The organism is Kitasatospora sp. NPDC050463 (genome assembly GCF_040655255.1).
Taxonomy (GTDB): Bacteria; Actinomycetota; Actinomycetes; order Streptomycetales; family Streptomycetaceae; genus Kitasatospora.
The window spans coordinates 1-22790 of sequence record NZ_JBFAJO010000088.1 but is presented as its reverse complement, the minus strand read 5'-3'; the positions used below and the strand labels follow the sequence as shown (position 1 = coordinate 22790).

The following is a 22790-nucleotide window of genomic DNA, read 5'->3' as shown; positions in this document are numbered from 1 at the left end:
CCCTGGAAGGGGTTATCTGTCTCCGAAGACGGTGCGGTGCCAGTCCTTGCGGGCCACCGCCGTGGTGTCGAACATGACGTGCTTGACCTGCGTGTACTCGTCCAGCGAGTACTGCGACATGTCCTTGCCGTAGCCGGAGGACTTGTAGCCGCCGTGCGGCATCTCGCTGATGATCGGGATGTGGTCGTTGACCCAGACACAGCCGGCCGCGATCTCCCGGGTGGCGCGCAGCGAACGGTGCACGTTGCTCGTCCACGCCGAGGCGGCCAGGCCGTACGGGGTGTCGTTGGCCAGCCGCAGCCCCTCGTCATCGCCGTCGAAGGGCAGCACGACCAGGACCGGACCGAAGATCTCGCCCTGGACGATCTCGCTGTCCTGCGCCGCGCCGGTGACGAGGGTGGGCAGGTAGTAGGCGCCGCGGGTGAGGTCGGTGCCGTCGTGGCCCTTCTCGGGCGCGCGGCCGCCGGTGACGACGGTGGCGCCGTACCCGCGGGCGCGCTCGACGAAGCCGGCCACCCGGTCACGGTGGGGGTAGGAGACCAGGGGGCCGAGGTCGGTCCGCGGGTTCAGCGGGTCGCCGAGCCGGATCGCGCCGTAGAGCTCGGCGACCCCGGCCACGAAGGCGTCGTAGAGCGGACGCTGCACGTAGGCGCGGGTGGCGGCGGTGCAGTCCTGGCCGCCGTTGATCAGCGAGGCGGCCACCGCGCCGTGCACGGCGGCGTCCAGGTCGGCGTCGTCGAAGACCACGAACGGGGCCTTGCCGCCGAGCTCCAGGTGGGTGCGCTTGACGGTCGCGGTGGCGAGTTCGGCGACCCGCCGGCCGACCGGGGTGGAGCCGGTGAAGGAGACCATCTCGACGTCCGGGTGCGCGACCAGGCGCTCGCCCGCGGTGCGTCCGGCGCCGGTGACCACGTTGACCACACCGTCCGGGATGCCGGCCGCGGTGCACGCCCGGGCGAACATCACCGAGGTCAGCGGGGTCAGCTCGGCGGGCTTGAGGACGATGGTGTTGCCCGCCGCGATCGCCGGGAGGATCTTCCAGGCGGCCATCTGGAGCGGGTAGTTCCACGGCGAGATCGAGCCGACCACGCCGATCGGCTCGCGCCGCACGTACGAGGTGTGGTCCCCGGAGTACTCGCCGGCCGCCTTGCCCTCCAGGTTCCGGGCGGCTCCCGCGAAGAACGCGGTGTTGTCGATGGTGCCGGGGACGTCGAACTCGGTGGAGAGCTTGACCGGCTTGCCGGTCTGCGCGGTCTCCACCCGGGCGAGGTCGGCGCCTGCCCCGGTGAGAACGGCGGCCAGCCTGGTCAACGCCTCCGAGCGGGCGCCGGGGGTGGCGCCGGCCCACTCGGGCAGCGCGGCACGGGCGGCGGCCACGGCGGCGTCCACCTGCTCGGTGGAGGCGAGGGAGACCTGCTCGACCACGCTGCCGTCCGCCGGGTTGACGACCTGGAAGGGCTCGCCGCTCCCCCGGCTCTGCCGGCCGGCGATGTACTGCGCGCCCGCGCCGAAGTCGGTCAGGTCCATCTGGTTCCTCCAAGTGCCGGTGGTTCGACTGCCCGCAAGGCGTGGGACCGCCTGGTTCCGTCATGCTGCACGGGCCGGCGGGCAGGGGACCGCACCGGCGTCGTACGACTGGTCGAGTCGCCGCGTCTGCGGTACGGGGGATCCGGTCCGGTGGATCACCGGGATGCGCGATCCTGACAGCCTCGCGTTACCTCGGCAAGGGATTCTGCTGTTGCTTTCCGGTTACGCGACGGATTCCCACGGTTGTGCCGTCTTTCGCCACAGCCGACCCGCTGACCATGCCCGTTGCCGCCCGGGCGTGACAAGGACCACCCCGGAAAGCTAGGCCCACAGGGCCTTACAGGGTGCAAGGGTTCCGCCGGGGCAACACATCGTCGCCGGGAGCGATGATTTACCTGACACTCTGAACCCTGGAGGCCGCGATGCTCCCCACCGTCGCCCGCGTGCTCGACCTGGAGGTGATGCGGCGCGGCCTCCCCCAGGTCGTCGCCGGCACCGACCGTCTGGAGCGCCCGGTCCGCTGGGTCCACGTCAGCGAACTGCCCGATGTCGCCGGTGTGCTCCAGGGCGGCGAGCTGGTGCTGACCACCGGCATCGCACTGCCCGAGGACCGCGAAGGACTGGCCCGGTACGTGCGCGAGCTGGACGAGGTCGGCGTGGCCGGCCTGGTCATCGAGTTCGGCCGGCGCTACTTCGACTCGCTGCCGCGCGCCCTGGTGCACGCCGCCGAGCAGCGCGGCCTGCCGCTGATCGCGCTCCGCCGCGAGCTGCGCTTCGTCGCCGTCACCGAGGCCGTGCACGCCCTGGTGGTCAACGCCCAGCTGGAGCAGCTGCGCACCTCGGAGGCGGTCCACCAGGTCTTCAACGAGCTGGTGGTGGAGGGCGCCGAGCCGGCCGAGGTGGTCCGCCAGGTGGCCCGGATGGCGGGCGGCCCGGTCGTCCTGGAGAACCTCGCCCACCAGGTGCTGGCGCACGACACCGCCGGGCGGCCCGAGACGGAGCTGCTGGAGGACTGGGAACGCCGCTCGCGCGGGGTCCGCCCACCCGGCCGCACCGGCCACGACCCTCGCAGCGGCTGGCTGGTCACCACGGTCGGCGCCCGGGGCCAGGACTGGGGCCGGCTCGTCCTGGTCGCCGATCCGGGGCCGCTGCCCGAGGGCACCGCGCATCCGCACACCATGCTGCTGGAGCGCGGCGCCTCCGCACTCGCCCTCAACCGGCTGGTGGTCCGGGACCGCGAGAGCCTGGAGCGGCAGACCCACCGCACCCTGCTCGCCGGCATCCTCACCCACGCCCTGACCGTCTCCGAGGTGGCGCTGCGCGCCCAGGCGCTCGGCGTGCCGCTGGAGGGCCGGCGGCTGGTCGGGGTGGTCCTGCGGCAGCGGCGCGGGCCGATCCCGGCCGCGCTGGAGGCCCAGGCACGGCTGCGCGACTTCACCGAGCTGGCGGCCACCGCGATCCGCAGCTGCCGCCTCTCCGCGCTCGTCGGCGCGCTGGACGACGAGGGCGTGGGCGTGCTGATCGCACTCGGCGCCCAACAGGACGAGCACGCCGCTCTGGACGCCTTCGCCGCGGCGCTGCGCCGGCTGACGGCGGAGGCCAACCGGGACGCCGCCCCCGTACCGGCACCGGTGGTCGCCGCCGGCTCCTCGGTGGGCTCGGTCCGCGACGCCCGGCGCACCCTGCTGGAGGCCACCCAGGTCGCCGACGCCGCACTGCACGACGCCCCCGGGGGGCGGGCGGCCGCGTACTACCGGCTCCCCGACGTCCGGCTCCGCGGCCTCCTGCACCTGCTGCGTGACGACGCCCGGCTGCAGACCTACGTGGAGCGCGAGCTGGGCCCGCTGCTCGCCCACGACGCCGAGCACAACGCCCAGCTGGTGCAGATGCTGCGGATCTACCTGGAACAGGGCCGGAACAAGTCCGCGGCGGCCGATGCCGCGCACCTGTCCCGGCCGTCCTTCTACGACCGGCTGCACAAGGTCGAACGGATCCTCGGCGTGGACCTCGACCAGGTCGAGTCCTGCCTCTCGCTGCACGTCGCCCTGCTCGCGCTGGACGCCGTCCGGCGCTGAACCGCCGGGCCCGCCGGGCCCCGTCCGCTACACCCCGGTGATCCGGCCCCAGACCTTGTGCAGACCGGGACGCTCGGCGGAGGTGACGTCCCGCATGGTGTGCAGCCGGGCCCGAATCTCGTCGGTGGGGAAGAGCAGCGGGTGCTCCGCCAGCTCGGCCTTCTCCTTGTCCCCGCTGGCCGCCAGCACCTCGCGGGCGGCCGGCACCGGGCAGATGTACTGCACGGCGGCGGCCAGTTCGGCGGCCACCTCGGGCCGGTAGTAGTGGTCGATCAGCAGCTCGGCGTTCCGCTTGTGGGTCGCCCGGTTGGGGATCAGCAGGCTCTCCGCCCAGAGCTCCCCGCCCTCCTCGGGCACCACGAAGGCGATGTCCGGGTTCTCCGCGGTGAGCTGGACGGCGTCACCGGAGTAGGCCTGGCAGGCCAGCGCGGCCCCGGAGGCCAGGTCGCTGGTGTAGTCGTTGCCGGTGAAGCGGCGGATGTGCCGGCTGTCGACCATCTTCTGCACCACGTCCATCGCCCGGTGCGCGTCGTCCTCGGTGAAGGCCGCGATGTCGGCGCCGTGACCGAGCATCAGCAGGCCGAGTGCCTCGTCCAGCCCGGCGAACAGGGTGACCCGGCCCTTGAGGTCGGGGGCCCAGAGGTCGGCGGTGGACTTGATCTCGCGACCCAGCTCCTTGCGGTTGTAGGCGATGCCGGTGATCCCGGACTGCCACGGCACGCTGCGCCGGCGCCCGGGGTCGAAGGCCGGGTCGGCCAGCTGCGGGTCCAACTGGGCGGTGACGTTGGGCAGGTTGGCCCGGTCCATGGCCTGCACCCAGCCGAGCGAGACGTAGCGTCCGGCCATCCAGTCGCTGACCACCATGAGGTCGCGGCCGGGGTCGGTGCCCTGGGTGAGCACCGGGCCGATCTTCCCGAAGAACTCGTCGTTGTCGTTGATGTCCTCGGTGTAGGTGACCTCGATCCCGGTCCGTTCGGTGAAGGCGTCCAGGGTCGGGCGGCCGCCGTCGTCGTCGACGTCGATGTACTGCGTCCAGTTGGAGAAGGCCAGCCGCTTCTCGCTCTCCGAGCGGTCGGGGGCGGAGCGGCGGTCCTCGGCCACGTAGGCGGACGGGATGCCGCAGCCGGTCAGGGTTCCGGCGCCGATCAGCCCGGCGGTGCCGAGCACGCTGCGACGGGTGAGGGTGGTGCGGGACAAGGTGGGCCTCCGGGGCATGGGACGGCCCCGGGTGCGCGGGCACCCGGGGCCGTCCTGGCGGGTCTGGTGCGTCGTCAGGCGGCCCGCTCGTCAGGCGGTGTGCTCGTCGGTCAGCGACAGCACCTCGTCGAGCACCGCGAGACCGGCCTTGGCCTCCTCCTCCGTGACGGTGCACGGCGGCACGACGTGGAAGCGGTTCATGTTGACGAACGGCCAGAGCCCGCGCTGCTTGCAGGCGGCGGCCAGCTCGGCCATGGGCGCGTTGGCGGGGCCGGCCGCGTTGTACGGCACCAGCGGCTCGCGGGTGGCGCGGTCCTTGACCAGGTCCAGCGCCCAGAACACCCCGAGCCCGCGGACCTCGCCGATCGAGGGGTGGCGCTCGGCCAGCTCGCGCAGGCCCGGGCCGATCACGTTCTCACCGATGTGCGCGGCGTTCTCGACGATGCCCTCCTCCGCCATCGCGTTGAGGGTGGCGACGGCCGAGGCGCAGGCCAGCGGGTGGCCCGAGTAGGTGAGCCCGCCGGGGAACGGCCGCTCGGCGAAGGTCGCGGCGATCTCCGCGCTGATCGCCACCCCGCCCAGCGGGACGTAGCCGGAGTTGACGCCCTTGGCGAAGGTCAGCAGGTCAGGGGTGACCCCCCAGTGGTCGGCGGCGAACCACGCGCCGGTACGGCCGAAGCCGGCCATCACCTCGTCCAGGATGAAGACGATGCCGTAGCGGTCGCAGATCTCGCGCACCCCGGCCAGGTAGCCCGGCGGCGGGATCAGGATGCCCGCGGTGCCGACCACCGTCTCCAGGATGATCGCCGCGATCGTGCCCGGACCCTCGAACGCGATCACCTGCTCCAGGTGCTCCAGCGCGCGCTCGCACTCCTGCGCCTCGTTCTCGGCGTGGAAGTTGGAGCGGTAGGCGTACGGGCCCCAGAAGTGCACGACACCGGAGACGCCGGTCTCGTTGGCCCAGCGGCGCGGGTCGCCGGTGAGGGCGATCGCGTTGGCGGTGGCGCCGTGGTACGAGCGGTAGGTCGCCATGACCTTCTGCCGTCCGGTGTGCAGCCGGGCCAGCCGGATGGCGTTCTCGTTGGCCTCGGCGCCGCCGTTGGTGAAGAAGATCTTGTCGAGGTCCCCGGGGGTGCGCTCGGCGATCAGCCGGGCGGCCTCGCTGCGGGACTCGACGGCGAAGCCGGGGGCGATGGTGCAGAGCTTCGCGGCCTGCTCCTGGATCGCGGCGACCACCTTCGGGTGCTGGTGCCCGATGTTGGTGTTCACCAGCTGCGAGGAGAAGTCGAGGTAGCGGTTGCCGTCGTAGTCCCAGAAGTACGAGCCCTCGGCGCCGGCCACCGCGAGGGGGTCGATCAGCGCCTGGGCGGACCACGAGTGGAAGACGTGCGCGCGGTCGGCGGCCTTGACGGCCCGGCCGGCAGCCGAGTCAGCGGTGGGGATGCTCATGCGACAAGGCTAGGGAGTCCGGGTGCCGAAGTGCAGGTTCATCCTGTCAGGCGGTCACACGATCGGCCGACAGGGTGGCAAGACGGTGGGCCCGGGTCGCTCCCGACCCGGGCCCACCGTCACGCGTCACGCCGTCGTGCCGTCACGCCCGAGACCTGCTAGATCGCGGTCATGACGTGCTTCACCCGGGTGTAGTCCTCGAACCCGTACGAGGAGAGGTCCTTGCCGTAGCCGGACTTCTTGAAGCCGCCGTGCGGCATCTCGGCGACCAGCGGGATGTGGGTGTTGATCCAGACGCAGCCGAAGTCCAGGCGGCGCGACATCCGCATGGCGCGGGCGTGGTCCTTGGTCCACACCGAGGAGGCCAGCGCGTACTCGACGCCGTTGGCGTAGCCGACGGCCTGGTCCTCGTCGGAGAACTTCTGCACGGTGATGACCGGGCCGAAGACCTCGTTCTGGATGATCTCGTCGTCCTGGCTCAGCCCGGAGACGACGGTCGGGGCGTAGAAGTAGCCCTTGTCGCCGACCCGGTGGCCGCCGGCCTCGACCTTGGCGTGCGCCGGCAGGCGGTCGATGAAGCCGGTGACCTGCTTCAGCTGGTTGGCGTTGTTCAGCGGGCCGTAGAGCACGTCCTCGTCGTCCACCCCACCGGTCTTGGTCTCGGCCGCGGCCTTGGCCAGCGCCTCGACGAAGGCGTCGTGGATCGACTCGTGCACCAGCACGCGGGTGGCGGCCGTACAGTCCTGGCCGGCGTTGAAGAAGCCGGCGACCGAGATGCCCTCGACGGCCTCGGCGATGTCCGCGTCCTCGAAGACCACGACCGGGGCCTTGCCGCCCAGCTCCAGGTGGACGCGCTTGACGTCCTTGGCGGCCGACTCGGCGACCGAGATGCCGGCGCGCACCGAGCCGGTGATGGAGGCCATCGCCGGGGTGGGGTGCTCGACCATGGCCTGGCCGGTCTCACGGTCGCCGCAGATCACGTTGAAGACGCCGGCCGGCAGCTCCAGGTCCTTGAGGATGCCACCGATGATCTCGGCCAGCAGCACGGTGGAGGCCGGGGTGGTGTCCGACGGCTTCAGGACGACGGTGTTGCCGGCGGCGATGGCCGGGGCGAACTTCCAGACGGCCATCATCATCGGGTAGTTCCACGGCGCGACCTGGGCGCAGACGCCGACCGGCTCGCGGCGGATGATCGAGGTCATGCCGTCCATGTACTCACCGGCGGCCTTGCCCTCCAGCAGGCGGGCGGCACCGGCGAAGAAGCGGATCTGGTCCACCATCGGGCCGATCTCCTCGGAGAGGGTCAGCGCGCGGGGCTTGCCGGTGTTGCGGACCTCGGCGTCCACGATCTCGTCGGCACGCGCCTCGACCGCGTCGGCGATCTTGAGGAGCAGCTTCTGCCGGGTGCTGGGGGTGGCGTCGCGCCACACCGGGAAGGCGGCGGCGGCGGAGGCCATGGCGGCGTCCACGTCGGAGGCGCCGGACAGCGGGGACGTCGCGTAGACCTCGCCGGTGGTGGGGTCCACGATGTCGAGCGTGCGGCCGTCCGCCGCATCGACGAACTCACCGTTGATGTAGTTGCGCAGCGTGCGAAGGTCGCTCACGGGTCTCTCCTCGGTCTGGGCCTGCGGCATTGCAGATTCCGGCGCCATGGTACGTCGGCACGTCCGACGGGCGAAGGGCGCCGAGTGGCCGGGCCGGACACGGCGCGGTCCACTGTTCGGGGGAACGCGCGCTGCGCTGCGAAGCCGCGCGCGTACCGGACCAGGGTAGCCGTACGACTGCTGGTATCGACAGGACAACTCCAATGCGGCGATGAAATCCGTACGTGATTTCCAAGATCGCGACGAAATCAGCAGCTCCCGCGCTTGCGAACGGGGGAACGATCGGGCACAGTGGCGGCGTGGCCAACCGCGACCGGAACGCCAGCGTTCCCCTCGACGCCGCCTCCAAGGCGATCATCGAGCAGCTGCAGGAGGACGGGCGGCGCCCGTACGCCGCCATCGGCAAGGCCGTAGGCCTGTCCGAGGCGGCCGTACGACAGCGCGTCCAGAAGCTGCTCGACCAAGGCGTGATGCAGATCGTCGCCGTCACGGACCCGCTCACCGTCGGCTTCACCCGCCAGGCGATGGTCGGGATCCGGGTCGAGGGCGACATCGAGCCCGTCGCCGACGCGTTGGCCGCCCTCGACGAGGTCGACTACGTCGTCTGCACCGCAGGCTCGTTCGATCTCCTGGCCGAACTGGTCTGCGAGGACGACGAGCACCTGCTCGAAATGATCAACAAGCGCATCCGCGCGCTTCCCGGCGTGCGGAGCACCGAGAGCTTCGTTTACCTGAAGCTCCGGAAACAGACCTACACCTGGGGCACCCGATGACAGCCGACCCGGCGCAGAAGGACCTTTCCAAGACCGCCTACGACCACCTGTGGATGCACTTCACCCGCATGTCGTCGTACGAGAACTCCCCCGTGCCGACGATCGCCAGGGGCGAGGGCACCTACATCTGGGACGACAAGGGCCGGAAGTACATCGACGGCCTCTCCGGCCTGTTCGTGGTGCAGGTCGGCCACGGCCGCGCCGAGCTCGCCGAGGCCGCTGCCAAGCAGGCCAAGGAGCTCGCCTTCTTCCCGGTGTGGAGCTATGCCCACCCGAAGGCCGTCGAGCTGGCCGAGCGCCTGGCCAACTACGCCCCGGGCGACCTGAACAAGGTGTTCTTCTCCACCGGTGGCGGCGAGGCCGTCGAGACCGCGTGGAAGCTGGCCAAGCAGTACTTCAAGCTGACCGGCAAGCCCACCAAGTACAAGGTCATCTCGCGTGCGGTCGCCTACCACGGCACCCCGCAGGGCGCCCTGTCCATCACCGGCCTGCCGGGCCTGAAGGCCCCGTTCGAGCCGCTGGTGCCGGGCACCCACAAGGCCCCGAACACCAACATCTACCGCGCCCCGGCCTTCCTCGAAGGCCCGGACGGCACGGTCGACCCCGAGGCCTACGGCCGTTGGTGCGCCGATGAGATCGAGGTCGCGATCCTCAACGAGGGCGCCGAGACCGTCGCCGCCGTCTTCGTCGAGCCGGTGCAGAACGCCGGTGGCTGCTTCCCGCCGCCGCCCGGGTACTTCCAGCGCCTGCGCGAGATCTGCGACCGCCACGACGTGCTGCTGGTCTCGGACGAGGTCATCTGCGCCTTCGGCCGCCTGGGCACCATGTTCGGCGCCGACAAGTTCGGCTACCAGCCCGACATGATCACCTGCGCCAAGGGCATGACCTCGGGCTACTCCCCGATCGGCGCCACGATCATCTCGGACCGCCTGGCCGAGCCGTTCTACAAGGGTGACAACACCTTCCTGCACGGCTACACCTTCGGTGGCCACCCCGTCTCCTCCGCGGTGGCGCTGGCCAACCTCGACATCTTCGAGCGCGAGGGCCTGAACCAGCACGTGCTGGACAACGAGGCGAACTTCCTCGGCACCCTGAACAAGCTGCGCGACCTGCCGATCGTCGGCGACGTCCGCGGCAACGGGTACTTCTACGGCATCGAGCTCGTGAAGGACAAGGTCACCAAGGAGTCGTTCAACGACGACGAGGTCGAGCGCGTGCTCTACGGCTTCCTGTCGAAGGCCCTCTTCGACAACGGCCTGTACTGCCGTGCCGACGACCGTGGCGACCCGGTCGTCCAGCTGGCCCCGCCGCTGATCTCCGACCAGTCGACCTTCGACGAGATCGAGCAGATCCTGCGGACCAGCCTCACCGACGCGTGGGCCAAGATCTGACGACCTGATCTTTCTTCCCCACCCTCCGCCGAAGGGCGGTCCCGCCACCCGCGGGGCCGCCCTTCGGCGTCTCCTGCGTGATCTCTCCGACCAAACACGCCTGATTACAGGTGATTTGCCCCTGATGGACCAGTGCGCCGCCACCGCACCAGGTCCCGATCGTTCTAATCTGACGACTGTCATATCCCTGCGGCCACCCAGGATGGAACTTCATGTCAGCGGCCCCGCCTGACAACGACGTGCTGTGGGCCCGGGGGATCGTCAAGTCCCATCACGGCACCCCCGCCCTGCGCGGTATCTCGCTCGGCGTCCGAGAGGGCGAGGTACTGGCCGTCACCGGCCCGCGCGGCTCCGGCAAGAGCACGCTGCTCGGCTGTCTCTCCGCCCTCATCCCGATCGACGAGGGCGAGGTCTGGTTCAACAGCTCCCCCGTCCACACCCTCGGCCGGGGCGGCCGCGAGCGGCTGCGTCGCGACCGCTTCGGCTTCGTCGGCTCCGAACCGCACCTGGTCCCCGAACTGACCGCGCGGGAGAACGTCGCCCTGCCCCTGCTGCTGGCCGGCGCCGGCAATAAGGCCGCGTACACCGCCGCCACCGAGTGGCTGGAGCGGCTCGACATCGGCGACATCGCCCGGCTGCGGCCCGACCGGCTGCTGCAGAGCCAGCGCCAGCGGATCGCCGTCGCCCGCGCGCTCGCCCCACTGCCGCCGGTCGTCTTCGCCGACGACCCCACCGCCCCGCTGCACCGCGAGGCCGCGGACCAGGTCCTGCGGATACTGACCAGCGCGGCCCGCTCGCACCAGCTCACCCTCGTCCTGGCCACCCACGACCCCGAACTCGTCCGGTACGCGGACCGCGCCGTCGCCCTCGTCGACGGACGGCTGGCCGCCCCCGCCGCCCCCGTCCCGCGCGGCACGCCCGGACCCACCGGGACCGCCGCCGCACCGGGCGCCACCGGAGCGTCCGCCGGGTCGGCCACGCGCCGATGACGCCGCCCCGCCGCTGAAAGAGTCGACGTGTTCTATCTCCGTCTGGCCCGGGGCTACCGGGCGCCCGACCTCGGCCGCTGGCTGCTGACCGCGCTGGCCGGCGCGGTCGTCGCCGCCTTCCTGCTGCGAGCCCTCGGCCGGGCGATGAGCGACCCGGTGGGCGGCACCGACGCCGTCACCCGACTGCTCTGGTGCCTGCCACCGCTGGCCGCGGTCGCCTGGTTCGCCGCCGTGGCCGCCCGTGCGGTGCCGGCCCGACGCCCCGAGCGGATCGCCGGCCTCACCGCGGCCGGCGCCGGCCGCGCCCGGATCCGGGCCATGATCGCCGGCGAGGTCGCACTCGCCTGCACCCTCGGCTCCGCGCTGACCCTGCTGCTCTTCCTGGTCCTGCGCAACGACATCGCCGGTCCCTCGCTCGCCCCCGACGTCGGCATGGGCCTGCCGCTGCCGGCCGCCGCGCCGGTCACCCTGATCGCCCTCGTCCCGATCACCGCCGGGATCGCGGCCGCCGTCGCCGTGCCGATCGCCGAGACCCTGCCCGGTGGGCGCCAGCCCGCGCCGACCGGGTTCGGCCCGCTGCGGATCGCCCTGCCGATCGGACTGGTCGTGATCGGCCTCGCCCTCGAACTCATCGCGCTGCGCCCGGGCGCCGCCGCCGACGGCCGCCCGATCCACCTGCCGGCGGGGCTCGGCACCACCGGCATCGCCGCCCTCGGCGGCTGGGCCACGAGCGCCGTCGGCCTCGCGCTGCTCACCGGACCGCTGCTGTTCTGGACCGGACTGCTGCTCGCCGTCGGCCGGCCGACCCCCCTGCGGCTGCTCGCCGGACGGGGCCTGAGCGCGCAGGCCCGCCGGCTCGCACCTCCCCTGGCCGTCCTGACCCTGGCGGTCGCGGTGGTGCTCACCACCATCCGCTACTGGATCGGGGCGCCCGGCAGCGCCGACACCCTGCCGGCCGTCGAGGCATGCCTGGTGCTGACCTGCGCGGCGGCCGCCGTGGCGGCCCGGCTGGCCGAACTCCGCACCGCCCGCCGGGCCGTCGCCGGCGTGCTCCTGCGGATCGGTACCCCGCCCAGGCTGCTGTTCGGCGCGGTGGCCCTACGGGCCCTCGCGGTCGGCACCGTGCTGCTGGTCACCGGCGGGCTGACCGCCGCCCTCGCGGCGGCCGGCCTGCGCTGAGCCACCCCGGCCCGGGCCGGGCCGGGGTGGGTGCGGGTGCCTCGGGGCGTCCGGTGCTTCGCGCTGTCCGGTGCCTCAGCCGGCTGCGGCGAGCTGACCGCAGGCGCCGTCGATCTCCTGACCCCGGGTGTCGCGGACGGTGGTGGGCACGCCGTGCGACTGAAGCCGGCGGACGAACTCACGCTCGTCCTCGGGCCGGGAGGCCGTCCACTTGGAACCCGGCGTCGGGTTCAGCGGGATCAGGTTGACGTGCACCCGGTGGTTCTTGATCAGCCGGCCGAGCAGGTCCGCCCGCCACGCCTGGTCGTTGATGTCCTTGATCAGCGCGTACTCGATGGAGATCCGGCGGCCGGACTTCTCCGCGTAGTTCCACGCCGCGTCGAGCACCTCGGCGACCTTCCACCGGGTGTTGACCGGCACCAGCTCGTCGCGCAGCTCGTCGTCCGGGGCGTGCAGCGACAGCGCCAGGCGGCAGGAGAGGCCCTCGTCCGCGAGCCGGTTCATCGCCGGGACGAGGCCCACGGTGGAGACGGTGATCCCGCGCTGGGAGAGACCGAAGCCCTCCGGCGCCGGGTCGGTGAGCCGACGGATCGAGGCCAGCACGCGGTTGTAGTTCGCCAGCGGCTCGCCCATGCCCATGAAGACCACGTTCGAGAGGCGTGCCTCGCCGCCCGGGATCTCGCCCGCCTTGAGCGCGCGCATCCCGGCCGCGATCTGCTCGACGATCTCGCCGGTGGACAGGTTGCGGGTCAGCCCGGCCTGGCCGGTCGCGCAGAACGGACAGTTCATGCCGCAGCCGGCCTGCGAGCTGATGCACATCGTGACCCGGTCCGGGTAGCGCATCAGCACGGACTCGACGAGCGTGCCGTCGAACAGCTTCCAGAGGGTCTTGCGGGTGGTGTCTTCGTCGCAGGAGACGTGCCGGACCACCGACATCAGCTCGGGGAGCAGACCCTCGGTGAGCTTCTCCCGGCTGGCGGCGGGGATGTCCGTCCAGCTCGCCGGGTCGTTCGACATCCGGCCGAAGTAGTGGTTGGAGAGCTGCTTCGCGCGGAACGGCTGCTCGCCCAGCTCGGCGACGGCCTCCTTGCGCTCGGCGGGGCTCAGGTCGGCGAGGTGTCGCGGGGGCTTGGCGCCGCGCGGCGCGACAAAGGTGAGTTCTCCGGGCTTAGGCATGGTTCATCCAGTGTCGCAGACGTTCGGACGTCGTCAGACGGCGAAGGGCCCCGGACGCCTGGCGTCCGGAGCCCTCACTCACCGTCGCGGCCCGGCCGGCCGCGCTGTCCGGTCGTGCTGCCCGGTTTTCACGGGCCCGGGTGCGCTGCCCCGGCGCGCTGCGGGTGCGCGGTCGCAACCCACGGCCGGGCTCAGCTGCCGACGAAGGCCGCCAGCAGCAGCCACACCACCGGGGCGGTCGGCAGGAGCGAGTCCAGCCGGTCCATGATGCCGCCGTGGCCGGGCAGCAGCGTGCCCATGTCCTTGATGCCGAGGTCACGCTTGATCATCGACTCGCCCAGGTCGCCCAGGGTCGCGACGACGGCCGCGCAGCCGCCCAGGATCAGACCCTGCCACCAGCTGCCGTCGTCGATGATCAGCTGCATCAGCAGCGCGCCGGCCAGCATCGAGAGACCGATGCCACCGGCCAGACCCTCACGGGTCTTGCCCGGGCTGATCGTCGGGGCCAGCTTGTGCTTCCCGAACTTGTAGCCCACCGCGTAAGCCCCGGTGTCGCTGCAGACGGTGACGATCAGGAACAGCACGATCCGCTGCGGGCCGTCGTCCGCCGCCAGCATCATCGCCACGAAGGTGGCCAGGAACGGCACGTAGAAGGCGGTGAAGATGCCCGCCGTTATGTCCCGCAGGTAGTTCTCCGGCGGCTCGGCCATCCGCCAGACCATCACCGCCAGCCCGGTCAGCGCCAGCGAGGCCGCCGCCCACTGGACCCCGGCCCAGTAACCGGTGGCGATCATCGCGATGCCGCCCGCGACCAGCGGGACCAGCGGCGCCTTGATCTGCTTGCGCTCGGCCAGTCGGCTGGTCAGCTCCCAGATCCCGACCGACACGGCCGCCATCACCACGAAGAGGAACAGTGCCTTCACCACGAACAGCGAGGCGACGACCACCGTGCCGAGGCCGACGCCCACGCCTATCGCGGCCTGGAGGTTGCGACCGCCGCGCTGCTTGCGCGGCTGCGGCTGCGGGTCGGGCTGGGCCACGGGTGTCTCCTGCCCTGGGTGGGACAACGGCACAGGGTGGGGCTGCCCGGCCGCCGGGTGGCTCTGCGGCGGCGCGGGATACGCCGGGGCCCCCGGGTACGGCGGACCGCCGCGGCCGGGGGTGGGGGCGGCGGCGTCGGTGATCGCGCGCAGCACGACCGTCTCCGCCGCACCCGGCACCGCCGTTTCGGGCTGCTCGTCCCGGAACAGCGGGCCGCTCAACCGCCCGGCCTCCCGGGTCGGCCCCTCGGCGGGGTCGGGCCCTGGGTCGGCCGGTACGGGGGGCATGACCTGAGTCTCCTCCGCGGCACCGCCCCAGTACACCGGAGGCTGCTGCGAGTGACCCGTTCGGTGGCCGGGGTCACCCGCAGCGCCCGGTGCGGCCGGCTGCGACGCGTGCGCGGGCCGGTACGGGGGGTGCGGCTGGTACTGCTGGTACTGCTCGTCGGATGGGCCCCAGTAGCCAGGGGCGTCAGGGGCGTCGTTCATCAGACTTCGAGCAGCTCGGCTTCCTTGTGCTTCAGCAGCTCGTCGACGGCGGCCACGTACTTCGCCGTGGTGTCGTCGAGCTCCTTCTCGGCGCGGCGGCCGTCGTCCTCACCGATCTCGCCGTCCTTGACCAGCTTGTCGATGCCGTCCTTGGCCTTGCGGCGCACGGAGCGGATCGAGACCTTGGCGTCCTCGCCCTTGCCGCGGGCGACCTTGATGTACTCGCGGCGGCGCTCCTCGGTGAGCTCGGGGAGCACCACCCGGATGATGGACCCGTCGTTGGAGGGGTTGACGCCCAGGTCGGAGTCGCGGATCGCCTGCTCGATGGCCTTCAGCGCGGTCTTGTCGAACGGCGCGACGACCGCCATCCGCGGCTCCGGCACGGAGAAGGAGGCCAGCTGGTTGATCGGCGTCACGGCACCGTAGTACTCGGCCACGATCTTGGCGAACATCGCCGGGTGCGCGCGGCCGGTCCGAATGGCGGCGAAGTCGTTCTTGGCGACCTCGACGGCCTTCTCCATCTTCTCCTCGGCCTCGAGGAGGGTCTCTTCGATCACTGTGTACTCCCTGTCCGGTTCATCTGCTGTTGTCCCGACCGGTCTCGGCGTCCGAACCGGTCGCGGTGCGGACGCCGGCGAACACGGTTTCGGCGGCGTCCCGTACGGCTGATTGCTGCTCAGGCCCGGACAGAATCCTGGCTGATGAGTGTGCCGATCTTCTCACTCTTCACCGCACGCGCGATATTGCCCTCCGCCAGCAGCTCGAAGACGAGCATCGGGAGGTTGTTGTCCTTGCACAGCGTGATCGCGGTGAGGTCGGCGACCTTGAGGTCGCGCGCGATGACCTCGGAGTACTCCAGCGCGTCGAACTTGACCGCGTCCGGGTTGGTCCGGGGGTCGGAGTCGTAGACGCCGTCCACACCGTTCTTGCCCATCAGCAGCACGTCCGCGTGGATCTCCAGCGCACGCTGGACGGCCGTGGTGTCGGTGGAGAAGTAGGGCATGCCCATACCCGCACCGAAGATCACCACACGGCCCTTCTCCAGGTGCCGGACGGCGCGCAGCGGCAGGTACGGCTCGGCGACCTGGCCCATGGTGATCGCGGTCTGGACCCGGGTCTCGATTCCCTCCTTGACCAGGAAGTCCTGCAGCGCCAGGCAGTTCATCACGGTGCCGAGCATGCCCATGTAGTCGGAGCGGGCCCGGTCCATACCGCGCACCTGCAGCTCGGCGCCACGGAAGAAGTTGCCACCACCGATGACCACCGCGACCTCGGTACCGGCGCGAACGACCGTGGCGATCTCACGGGCGATCGCGTGCACGACGTCCGGGTCGACGCCGAGCCCGCCACCACCGGCGAAGGCCTCACCGGACAGCTTCAGCAGCACCCGGCGGGGCGAGCCGGCCTGGGGGTCCTGCGCGGTCTCCTGCGTCTCCTGCATGGACTTCTCCTTCTACACCTACTGGTTCACAGGCGCGGGTGTGCGGATCCCCGGCCTGCGCGTACACGCGAGGAGGCCACTGCCGCGGGAACCGGTACGGTGTCCTGCACGGCAATGGCCTCCTCGTCGTTCATGGTGCCGACGCGGCCCGCCCATAGACGGATGACGCTGGGTGAGCCCGTTCGGCGCGTCCCTCCCGCCCTGGTCAGCGGGCGGGGGCGGTTCCCAGCCTAAGCGTGCCGGGAGTCCGGTGGAACGTGGCTCAGGCGCCGACGCGGAATCGGGCGAAGCGCTTGAGGGCGACGCCGTTCTCCTCGAGAACCTTGGCGACGGTCTTCTTGTTGTCCTTGGCGAAGGCCTGCTCCAGAACGGAGTTCTCCTTCACGAAGCCCGTGACGCGACCCTCGACGATCTTCGGCAGGGCGGCCTCCGGCTTGCCCTCCTCGCGAGCGGTGGCCTCGGCGACGCGGCGCTCGTTCTCGATCTCCTCGGCCGGGATCTCCTCACGGGAGAGGTACTTCGGCGCGAAGGCGGCGATGTGCTGCGCGACGTCCTTGGCGACCTCGGCGTTCTCCTTGTCCAGCTCGACGAGGACGCCGACGGCCGGCGGCAGGTCGGGGCTGGTCTTGTGCAGGTAGACCGCGACGAAGCCGTCACCGGAGAACTGGGCGAAGCGACGGAAGACGATCTTCTCGCCCAGGGTCGCGTTGGCCTCGTCCACGAACTGCTGGACGGTCTTGCCGGCCTCGATCTCGGAGGCCAGCGCGGCGTCCAGGTCGGCCGGCGCGGTGGCGGCGACGTGGGCGGCGATCGCGTCGGCGACCTTGACGAAGTTGTCACCCTTGGCGACGAAGTCGGTCTCGCAGTTGAGCTCGACCAGAACGCCGGACTTCTTGTCCTCGGCGATCACGGAGGCGACGGCGCCGTTGGAGGCGTCACGGCCCTCGCGCTTGGCAACGCCCTTCTGGCCCTTGATGCGCAGGAGCTCGACGGCCTTGTCGACGTTGCCCTCGGCCTCGTCCAGAGCCTTCTTGCAGTCCATCATGCCGGCGCCGGTGAGCTCACGGAGCTTCTTGACGTCCGCGGCGGTGAAGTTCGCCATGGTGTGAATCTCTTCTCGCGTCTCGCGTGTCTGCGTGGAGTTGCGCCGGAGCCGATGGTTCGGCTCCGGCGCGGGAGAGAGGGGCACCTACCGGTGTCGTACCGGTGGGTGCCCCTCACCCTTGGTACGTCAGGCCTGCTCGGCCGGGGCCTCGTCAGCGGCCGGAGCCTCGGCGGCGGGGGCCTCGACCTCAGCGGCAGCCTCGGCGGCGGGAGCCTCGACCTCGGCGGCAGCCTCGGCGGCCGGGGCCTCCTCAGCCTTCGTCTCGCCCTCGAGGATGTCCTTCTCCCAGTCGGCCAGCGGCTGGTCGGCACCCGGCTCGACCTTGGCGTCGCCCTTGGCGACACCAGCGCGGGACTTGAGGCCCTCGGCGACGGCGTCGGCGATCACGCGGGTCAGCAGGGTGACGGAGCGGATCGCGTCGTCGTTGCCCGGGATCTTGTAGTCGACCTCGTCGGGGTCACAGTTGGTGTCGAGGATGGCGACGACCGGAATGTTGAGCTTCCGGGCCTCGCCGACCGCGATGTGCTCCTTCTTGGTGTCCACGATCCAGACAGCGCTGGGAACGCGCTGCATGTCGCGGATACCACCGAGGGTCTTCTCCAGCTTGTCGTGCTCGCGCTGGAGGACCAGGAGCTCCTTCTTGGTGAGGCCGGAGCCGGCCACGTCCGAGAAGTCCAGCTCGCCGAGCTCCTTGAGGCGCTGCAGACGCTTGTAGACGGTCGAGAAGTTGGTCAGCATGCCGCCGAGCCAGCGCTGGTTCACGTAGGGCATGCCCACGCGGGTGGCCTGCTCGGCGATGGCCTCCTGGGCCTGCTTCTTCGTGCCGACGAAGAGGACGCTGCCGCCGTGGGCAACGGTCTCCTTGATGAACTCAAAGGCGCGGTCGATGTAGTTCAGCGACTGCAGGAGGTCGATGATGTAGATGCCGTTGCGCTCGGTGATGATGAAGCGCTTCATCTTCGGGTTCCAGCGGCGGGTCTGGTGACCGAAGTGGACGCCGCTCTCCAGCAGCTCCCGCATCGTGACGACGGCCATAGCCGTACTCCTAAGGTGTTGCGCCCGGCTCCCGCGCAGTCGACGTCGTGGTTCGCGCGGTGGCGCTCCCCGCTCGGCGTCTGCGTACGGCCGGGTCAGGCTCGGTTTTGTCCGTGGCAGCCAGGTGACAGCCACGCCTGACGCCCCGAACGTGCCGAGCCGCTTCGGCCCGAGCGGTCCGGGGACCGGTTCGGGCTCGGCGGACCGAGCGGCACTCGCACCTGGCGGGGGCGGCGGCTGAGCCGCATCGTCCACCGGTGGCGGGGCGTGCGAAGTCGACCCGGCGGACCGGGTCGCGTGTGAAGTGTACGGGAAGCGCCGAGCAGCGGGCGACTCCACAGGGACCGAAGCTCGGCGGGGAGGCGGGTGGGACGGCTGGTGGGGCGGGTCGGCGAAGGTGCTCCGGGCCGCCGCGCCGGGCCGGACCGGGCCGGACTGGGCCACTGCGGAAGCCTGCTCGGGAGCGCGTCACCCGTTGGGAGGACAGCGGCTGTCCACAGGGGTCGGTTATCCACAGGAATCGGAGCGAGGGTGGTCGGCTCCGCGTCCTGCGGAGAGCCTCGGCGGCATGACGACTGCCCTCGGTGCCATCACTGCCTCCACTTCCTCCGGCCGCTCTCGTGCCTTCGCCGGCGCGGTGGGCGTCACGTCGCGCGACGGCGTGGGCGTGGTCGCCGCACTGGCGCTGCCCCCACCGTTCGGGCCCGGGCCCGGGCGCAACCATCGGCTGCTGCTCGCGCTCCTCGCGGTGACAGCCCTGCTGCTGACCGTCCTGCCCGGGTCGGTGGGCCACGCCGCGGCGGTGAAGGGAAGAGGCGTGCGCGATGCCGCCGGTGGTGGGGTGGTGAACGCCGGCGGCGCTGGCGCGGATGTCGGCCCCGGTGCCGGCGCGGGTCCTGGCTCCGGTCCCGGGCCCGGTCCCGGAAGGGTCTGGCCGGTGGGCGGTCCTGGTGCGCTGATCAAGCGGTTCGAGGCACCGGCCAAGGCGTGGGCCGCCGGGCACCGGGGCGTGGATCTCGCCGCCGGCGGCGGTGCGGACATCCGGTCGGCAGCCCCCGGGGTGATCTCGTTCTCCGGCTTGGTGGCGGGCCGACCGGTGGTCACCGTCACGCACCCGGCCTCCGGCACTCCGCCGCTTCGGACCACCTACCTGCCCGTCTCCGGGACCCTCACCGTCGGCACCACCGTCCTGGCCGGAGAGGTGATCGGGCAGCTCACCCCGGGCGCCGCTCACTGCGCGGGCCGCGACTGCCTCCACTGGGGGCTGCTGCGCGGCGACCGGTACCTCGACCCCCTCGCGCTGTTCGGCGCCGGTACGGCCCGGCTGCTCCCGCTCGGGCGGGGGCGGTGAAGCCGGCTCGGGCGGGGGCGGTGAAGCCGGCTCGGGTCAGCTCCCGCCCAGGCCGTGCAGCGCGAGCGCGACAGCGGCGTCGGCGATCACGTCCGGGCTCTCGGCCGGTCCGCCCGTCGCGCGCTGCTCGGCCTGCCGAACGGCGGCTTCCACGATCCCCTGGAGCAGGCCCGCCGCCAGCCGCGGCTGCTCATGACCGAGGTCCTGGAGTGCCTGGACCACCAGGCCGACGAGTTTGCCGTGGGCCGCCCGGATCCGCTCCCGGGCCGCCTCGTCGAGTTCCAGCGCCGAGATCGCCGCCACTGCCCGGTGCCGAGGATCCCCGGCCAGCGCGAGCTGACCTCGGACATAGGCCTCGATCCGGGCCGCCGCAGTGTCGCAGCTCTCCATCCCGGCCTCGATCTCGGCAGCCCAGAGCGGGAAGTCGACCTCGCAGAGCAACTCGACCACGGCGGCACGGGAACGGAAGTACTCGTAGACCGAGGAGCGCGCCAGACCGGTCCGCGCCGCGAGCGCGGGGAAGGTCAGGGCATCCATTCCCCCCTCGGTGAGCAGGCTGCGGGCAGCATCGAGGAGGGCTGCGCGCTGCAGCTGTCGGTGCTCGGCCAGAGTGGCCGCTCGGATCTTCGGCACTGTCCCACTGTACGGAGCCCTACACGCCACCGATACGGCGCCGCGCATTGACGGGGAGACGGCCGGGCACGGACAGGCACGGACGGGCGGGAAAGCCCGGTGGACCAGCCCGGCAACACGCTCAAGCTCCGCAGCTCACGGCACGGGGCACACGGCTCAGCAGGTCACGGCACGGGCCGGCTTGCACGGCTCGGCGCGCGAGGTCGCCGCGGAGGCCGCGGACGCCCCCGACACCGCGCGGTGCTACCGGATGTCCGACAGCTTGGCTCGCAGCTGCAACACCGATTTGGTGTGGATCTGGCTGACCCGGCTCTCCGTCACCCCCAGCACCTGACCGATCTCCGCGAGGGTGAGGCCCTCGTAGTAGTAGAGCGTCACGACGGTCTTCTCCCGTTCGGGCAGGGTGTTGATCGCCTGTGCCAGCAGCCTGCGCAGCTCCCGGTCCTCGGCCACCTCCACGGGGTTGTCCGCGCCGCGGTCCTCCAGGGTGTCGCCCAGGCTCGGCCGGTCCCCGCCCTCGCCCACGGGGTGGAGCAGCTCGTCCAGTGCCACCACGTTGGCGAGGGAGAGCTGACTGAAGATGGCGTGCAGGTCCTCGATCGCGATGCCCATCTCGGCGGCGACCTCGGGCTCGTGCGGAGTACGGCGCAGCCGGGCCTCCAGCGTCGCGTACGTCCGCTCGACCGCCTTCGCCTTCTGCCGCACCGAGCGCGGGATCCAGTCCAGTGCCCTCAGCTCGTCGATGATCGCGCCACGGATCCGGCTGATCGCGTAGGTCTCGAACTTGATGGCCCGATCGATGTCGAACTTCTCGATCGCGTCGATCAGCCCGAAGACTCCTGAGGAGACGAAGTCGGCCTGTTCGACGTTGGAGGGCAACCCGACCCCGACCCGGCCCGCCACGTATTTGACGAGTGGTGAGTAATGCAGGATCAGCTGCTCCCGCAGCCGCTGGTCACCCGTCTCCTTGTAGGAGCGCCAGAGCACTTCCAGCGCTGTGCGTTCATGGCCGCCGGGCTCCCGCCGGGGCGCCGGCGTCTCGACGGGCGCGGGCGCCGGCCCCTCACCTGGGTCCCGGTCCTGGACCTGGACCGGGGCCTGGTCTGGTCCGGGGACGCCGGGCGCGTCGGGGGTGGCGGCGGCGTCGGGCGCGTCGGCGGCGGCGACGCCAGCGGTGGCGGCGGCGGCCGCCTCGGGGACATCAGGCGTACCGGGCTCGTCCGGCCGACCGGTGTACGCGCCGGCGTGCGCCGGTCGCCCACCCTGCCGGGCCAGGGCCCCCATCGCACCCGTCGCCTTGGGCGGGAACTCGGTCACGGGACGCCGCTCGGTCCGCGGCCCTCCCGAGGACCGGGCGCCACCGGTCACTCTGTGTCCGGGAATGTGTGTGGGCATGCGTTGGTCTGCGCCGTTCTGCCGAGTCATGTGCTGATAGGGAAGGCATGGCGAGCGTAGCGTGACCGACTCACTGCAATGTGCTACCGCCACTCGGTCGTCCCCCGATCCGGTGGCGTTCGTGTCGTCGCGGCCCCGCGCAGGGGGGCGGACGCCGTGGCCACCGATCCACCTCCCCATCACCCGCCTGCCACTACTCCCCGGGCGCGTCCCGATTCGTCCTGATCGACCCCGGTCGGTCACCTCCCCCGCACCAACCGCCAGTGGGCGCCGTGCCGCTCCACGAAACCGAGCGACCCCAACTCGTAGAGGCGCTGGAGCACTTCGTCCGGCGGGAGCCCCGACTGCCGGGCCAATCGCTCGACCGGCGAACCCTCCGCCGTGGCCGGCACGGCCTCCAGCACTCTCGCCAGGGCCGGCTCCAGGAGGTCCCTCGGCAGCACCGGCCCGCTGTGCCGCGGTGCGAGATCGTCACCGATCGCCCCGATCAGTTCGGCGACCTCGGCCGCGTCGGTGACCAGCGTGGCACCACCGCGGATCAGGGCGTGAACTCCGGCCGAAAGCTCCGAGGTCACCGGCCCGGCGACACCCATCGTGTGGCGGTTGAGGTCACGGGCTCGTCTGGCCGTGCTCAGCGCCCCGCTGCGCAACGCCGCCTCGACCACCACCGTGCCCCGGGTGAGCGCCGCGATCACACGATTGCGCAGCACGAACCGGAACCTGTTCGGGTGTTCCCCCGGCGGAAGCTCGCTCAGCAACAACCCCTGGGAGGCGATCCGACTGATCAGCTGGGCGTTGCCCCTCGGGTAGGCCACATCGACACCGCAGGCGAGGACCCCGATGCTCTGGGCTTGATCCGCTTTGACGGACACTCCTGATCAGGGGCTTCGGCCCCGGAAGGATGATGTCCATCATGGAGAGCATGGGGAAGAAGAAGCCGA

The 22790-nt window shown here is 71.6% G+C and carries 17 protein-coding genes and 2 pseudogenes; 6 read left to right on the top strand and 13 right to left on the bottom strand.

What is annotated here, in order from left to right; translation table 11 throughout:
- Nucleotides 1-12: 12 nt before the first annotated feature.
- Complete coding sequence (locus AB0J08_RS35495; protein WP_360642334.1) at nucleotides 13-1527, bottom strand: gamma-aminobutyraldehyde dehydrogenase; 1515 nt, start codon at nucleotides 1525-1527, stop codon at nucleotides 13-15.
- A gap of 422 nt (nucleotides 1528-1949) precedes the next feature.
- On the opposite strand from AB0J08_RS35495, the gene AB0J08_RS35490 reads away from it, so the two are divergent.
- Nucleotides 1950-3602, top strand: coding sequence for a PucR family transcriptional regulator (locus tag AB0J08_RS35490; RefSeq protein WP_360642332.1), 1653 nt, complete (start codon nucleotides 1950-1952; stop codon nucleotides 3600-3602).
- Between the two features lie 27 nt (nucleotides 3603-3629).
- Here AB0J08_RS35490 and AB0J08_RS35485 read toward each other — a convergent pair whose 3' ends face one another.
- The 3 genes from AB0J08_RS35485 to AB0J08_RS35475 form a co-directional block, all read right to left on the bottom strand.
- On the bottom strand, nucleotides 3630-4817 hold the full coding sequence (locus AB0J08_RS35485; RefSeq protein ID WP_360642330.1) for a spermidine/putrescine ABC transporter substrate-binding protein: 1188 nt from the start codon (nucleotides 4815-4817) through the stop codon (nucleotides 3630-3632).
- Between the two features lie 72 nt (nucleotides 4818-4889).
- Complete coding sequence (locus tag AB0J08_RS35480) at nucleotides 4890-6248, bottom strand: aspartate aminotransferase family protein (RefSeq protein ID WP_360642328.1); 1359 nt, start codon at nucleotides 6246-6248, stop codon at nucleotides 4890-4892.
- Between the two features lie 158 nt (nucleotides 6249-6406).
- Nucleotides 6407-7882, bottom strand: a complete 1476-nt coding sequence (locus tag AB0J08_RS35475) for a gamma-aminobutyraldehyde dehydrogenase (protein WP_360642326.1) — start codon at nucleotides 7880-7882, stop codon at nucleotides 6407-6409.
- A gap of 269 nt (nucleotides 7883-8151) precedes the next feature.
- Here AB0J08_RS35475 and AB0J08_RS35470 point away from each other — a divergent pair, with 269 nt between their 5' ends.
- The 4 genes from AB0J08_RS35470 to AB0J08_RS35455 all read left to right on the top strand — a co-directional run bounded on the left by AB0J08_RS35470 (nucleotide 8152) and on the right by AB0J08_RS35455 (nucleotide 12184).
- On the top strand, nucleotides 8152-8625 hold the full coding sequence (locus AB0J08_RS35470) for an Lrp/AsnC family transcriptional regulator (RefSeq protein ID WP_030306695.1): 474 nt from the start codon (nucleotides 8152-8154) through the stop codon (nucleotides 8623-8625).
- Nucleotides 8622-10016 carry an aspartate aminotransferase family protein gene (locus tag AB0J08_RS35465; RefSeq protein ID WP_360642324.1) on the top strand — a complete coding sequence of 465 codons (1395 nt, stop codon included), beginning with the start codon at nucleotides 8622-8624 and terminating at the stop codon, nucleotides 10014-10016. The genes AB0J08_RS35470 and AB0J08_RS35465 overlap by 4 nt, the downstream gene beginning before the upstream one ends.
- Before the next feature lie 212 nt (nucleotides 10017-10228).
- Nucleotides 10229-11005, top strand: a complete 777-nt coding sequence (locus AB0J08_RS35460) for an ATP-binding cassette domain-containing protein (protein ID WP_360642322.1) — start codon at nucleotides 10229-10231, stop codon at nucleotides 11003-11005.
- A gap of 27 nt (nucleotides 11006-11032) precedes the next feature.
- Entirely contained in the window at nucleotides 11033-12184 is a 1152-nt protein-coding gene (locus AB0J08_RS35455) for a hypothetical protein (protein ID WP_360642320.1), read from the top strand.
- Between the two features lie 75 nt (nucleotides 12185-12259).
- On the opposite strand, the gene rlmN is transcribed toward AB0J08_RS35455, so the two are convergent.
- The 6 genes from rlmN to rpsB form a co-directional block, all read right to left on the bottom strand.
- A complete protein-coding gene (gene rlmN, locus AB0J08_RS35450) occupies nucleotides 12260-13360 on the bottom strand; it encodes a 23S rRNA (adenine(2503)-C(2))-methyltransferase RlmN (RefSeq protein ID WP_360642318.1) in 1101 nt (366 codons plus the stop codon).
- Between the two features lie 191 nt (nucleotides 13361-13551).
- The gene (locus tag AB0J08_RS35445) at nucleotides 13552-14688 is read right to left on the bottom strand and encodes a phosphatidate cytidylyltransferase (protein ID WP_360642316.1); all 1137 of its coding nucleotides are present in this window, start codon (nucleotides 14686-14688) and stop codon (nucleotides 13552-13554) included.
- Between the two features lie 200 nt (nucleotides 14689-14888).
- Nucleotides 14889-15446, bottom strand: coding sequence for a ribosome recycling factor (gene frr, locus AB0J08_RS35440; protein WP_360642314.1), 558 nt, complete (start codon nucleotides 15444-15446; stop codon nucleotides 14889-14891).
- 119 nt (nucleotides 15447-15565) lie between these two features.
- Nucleotides 15566-16330 (bottom strand): UMP kinase, encoded by a 765-nt coding sequence (pyrH, locus tag AB0J08_RS35435; RefSeq protein ID WP_329489781.1) that lies wholly within the window; start codon nucleotides 16328-16330, stop codon nucleotides 15566-15568.
- Between the two features lie 262 nt (nucleotides 16331-16592).
- Nucleotides 16593-17432: a translation elongation factor Ts gene (tsf, locus tag AB0J08_RS35430; protein WP_360642312.1), complete on the bottom strand. Its 840-nt coding sequence runs from the start codon at nucleotides 17430-17432 to the stop codon at nucleotides 16593-16595.
- 129 nt (nucleotides 17433-17561) lie between these two features.
- Nucleotides 17562-18470 carry a 30S ribosomal protein S2 gene (gene rpsB / locus AB0J08_RS35425; RefSeq protein WP_360642310.1) on the bottom strand — a complete coding sequence of 303 codons (909 nt, stop codon included), beginning with the start codon at nucleotides 18468-18470 and terminating at the stop codon, nucleotides 17562-17564.
- A gap of 568 nt (nucleotides 18471-19038) precedes the next feature.
- Between rpsB and AB0J08_RS35420 the strand changes: the two genes are divergently transcribed.
- Complete coding sequence (locus AB0J08_RS35420) at nucleotides 19039-19821, top strand: M23 family metallopeptidase (protein WP_360642308.1); 783 nt, start codon at nucleotides 19039-19041, stop codon at nucleotides 19819-19821.
- 36 nt (nucleotides 19822-19857) lie between these two features.
- Here the strand turns inward: AB0J08_RS35420 and AB0J08_RS35415 are convergent, their stop codons facing one another.
- From AB0J08_RS35415 to AB0J08_RS35405, 3 genes and pseudogenes are all read right to left on the bottom strand, one after another.
- On the bottom strand, nucleotides 19858-20430 hold the full coding sequence (locus AB0J08_RS35415; RefSeq protein WP_360642352.1) for a helix-turn-helix domain-containing protein: 573 nt from the start codon (nucleotides 20428-20430) through the stop codon (nucleotides 19858-19860).
- Between the two features lie 267 nt (nucleotides 20431-20697).
- Nucleotides 20698-21447: pseudogene (whiG, locus tag AB0J08_RS35410) on the bottom strand (RNA polymerase sigma factor WhiG); the annotation flags it as partial.
- A gap of 641 nt (nucleotides 21448-22088) precedes the next feature.
- Nucleotides 22089-22694, bottom strand: a pseudogene (locus AB0J08_RS35405) (DNA-processing protein DprA); the annotation flags it as partial.
- Nucleotides 22695-22790: the final 96 nt, after the last annotated feature.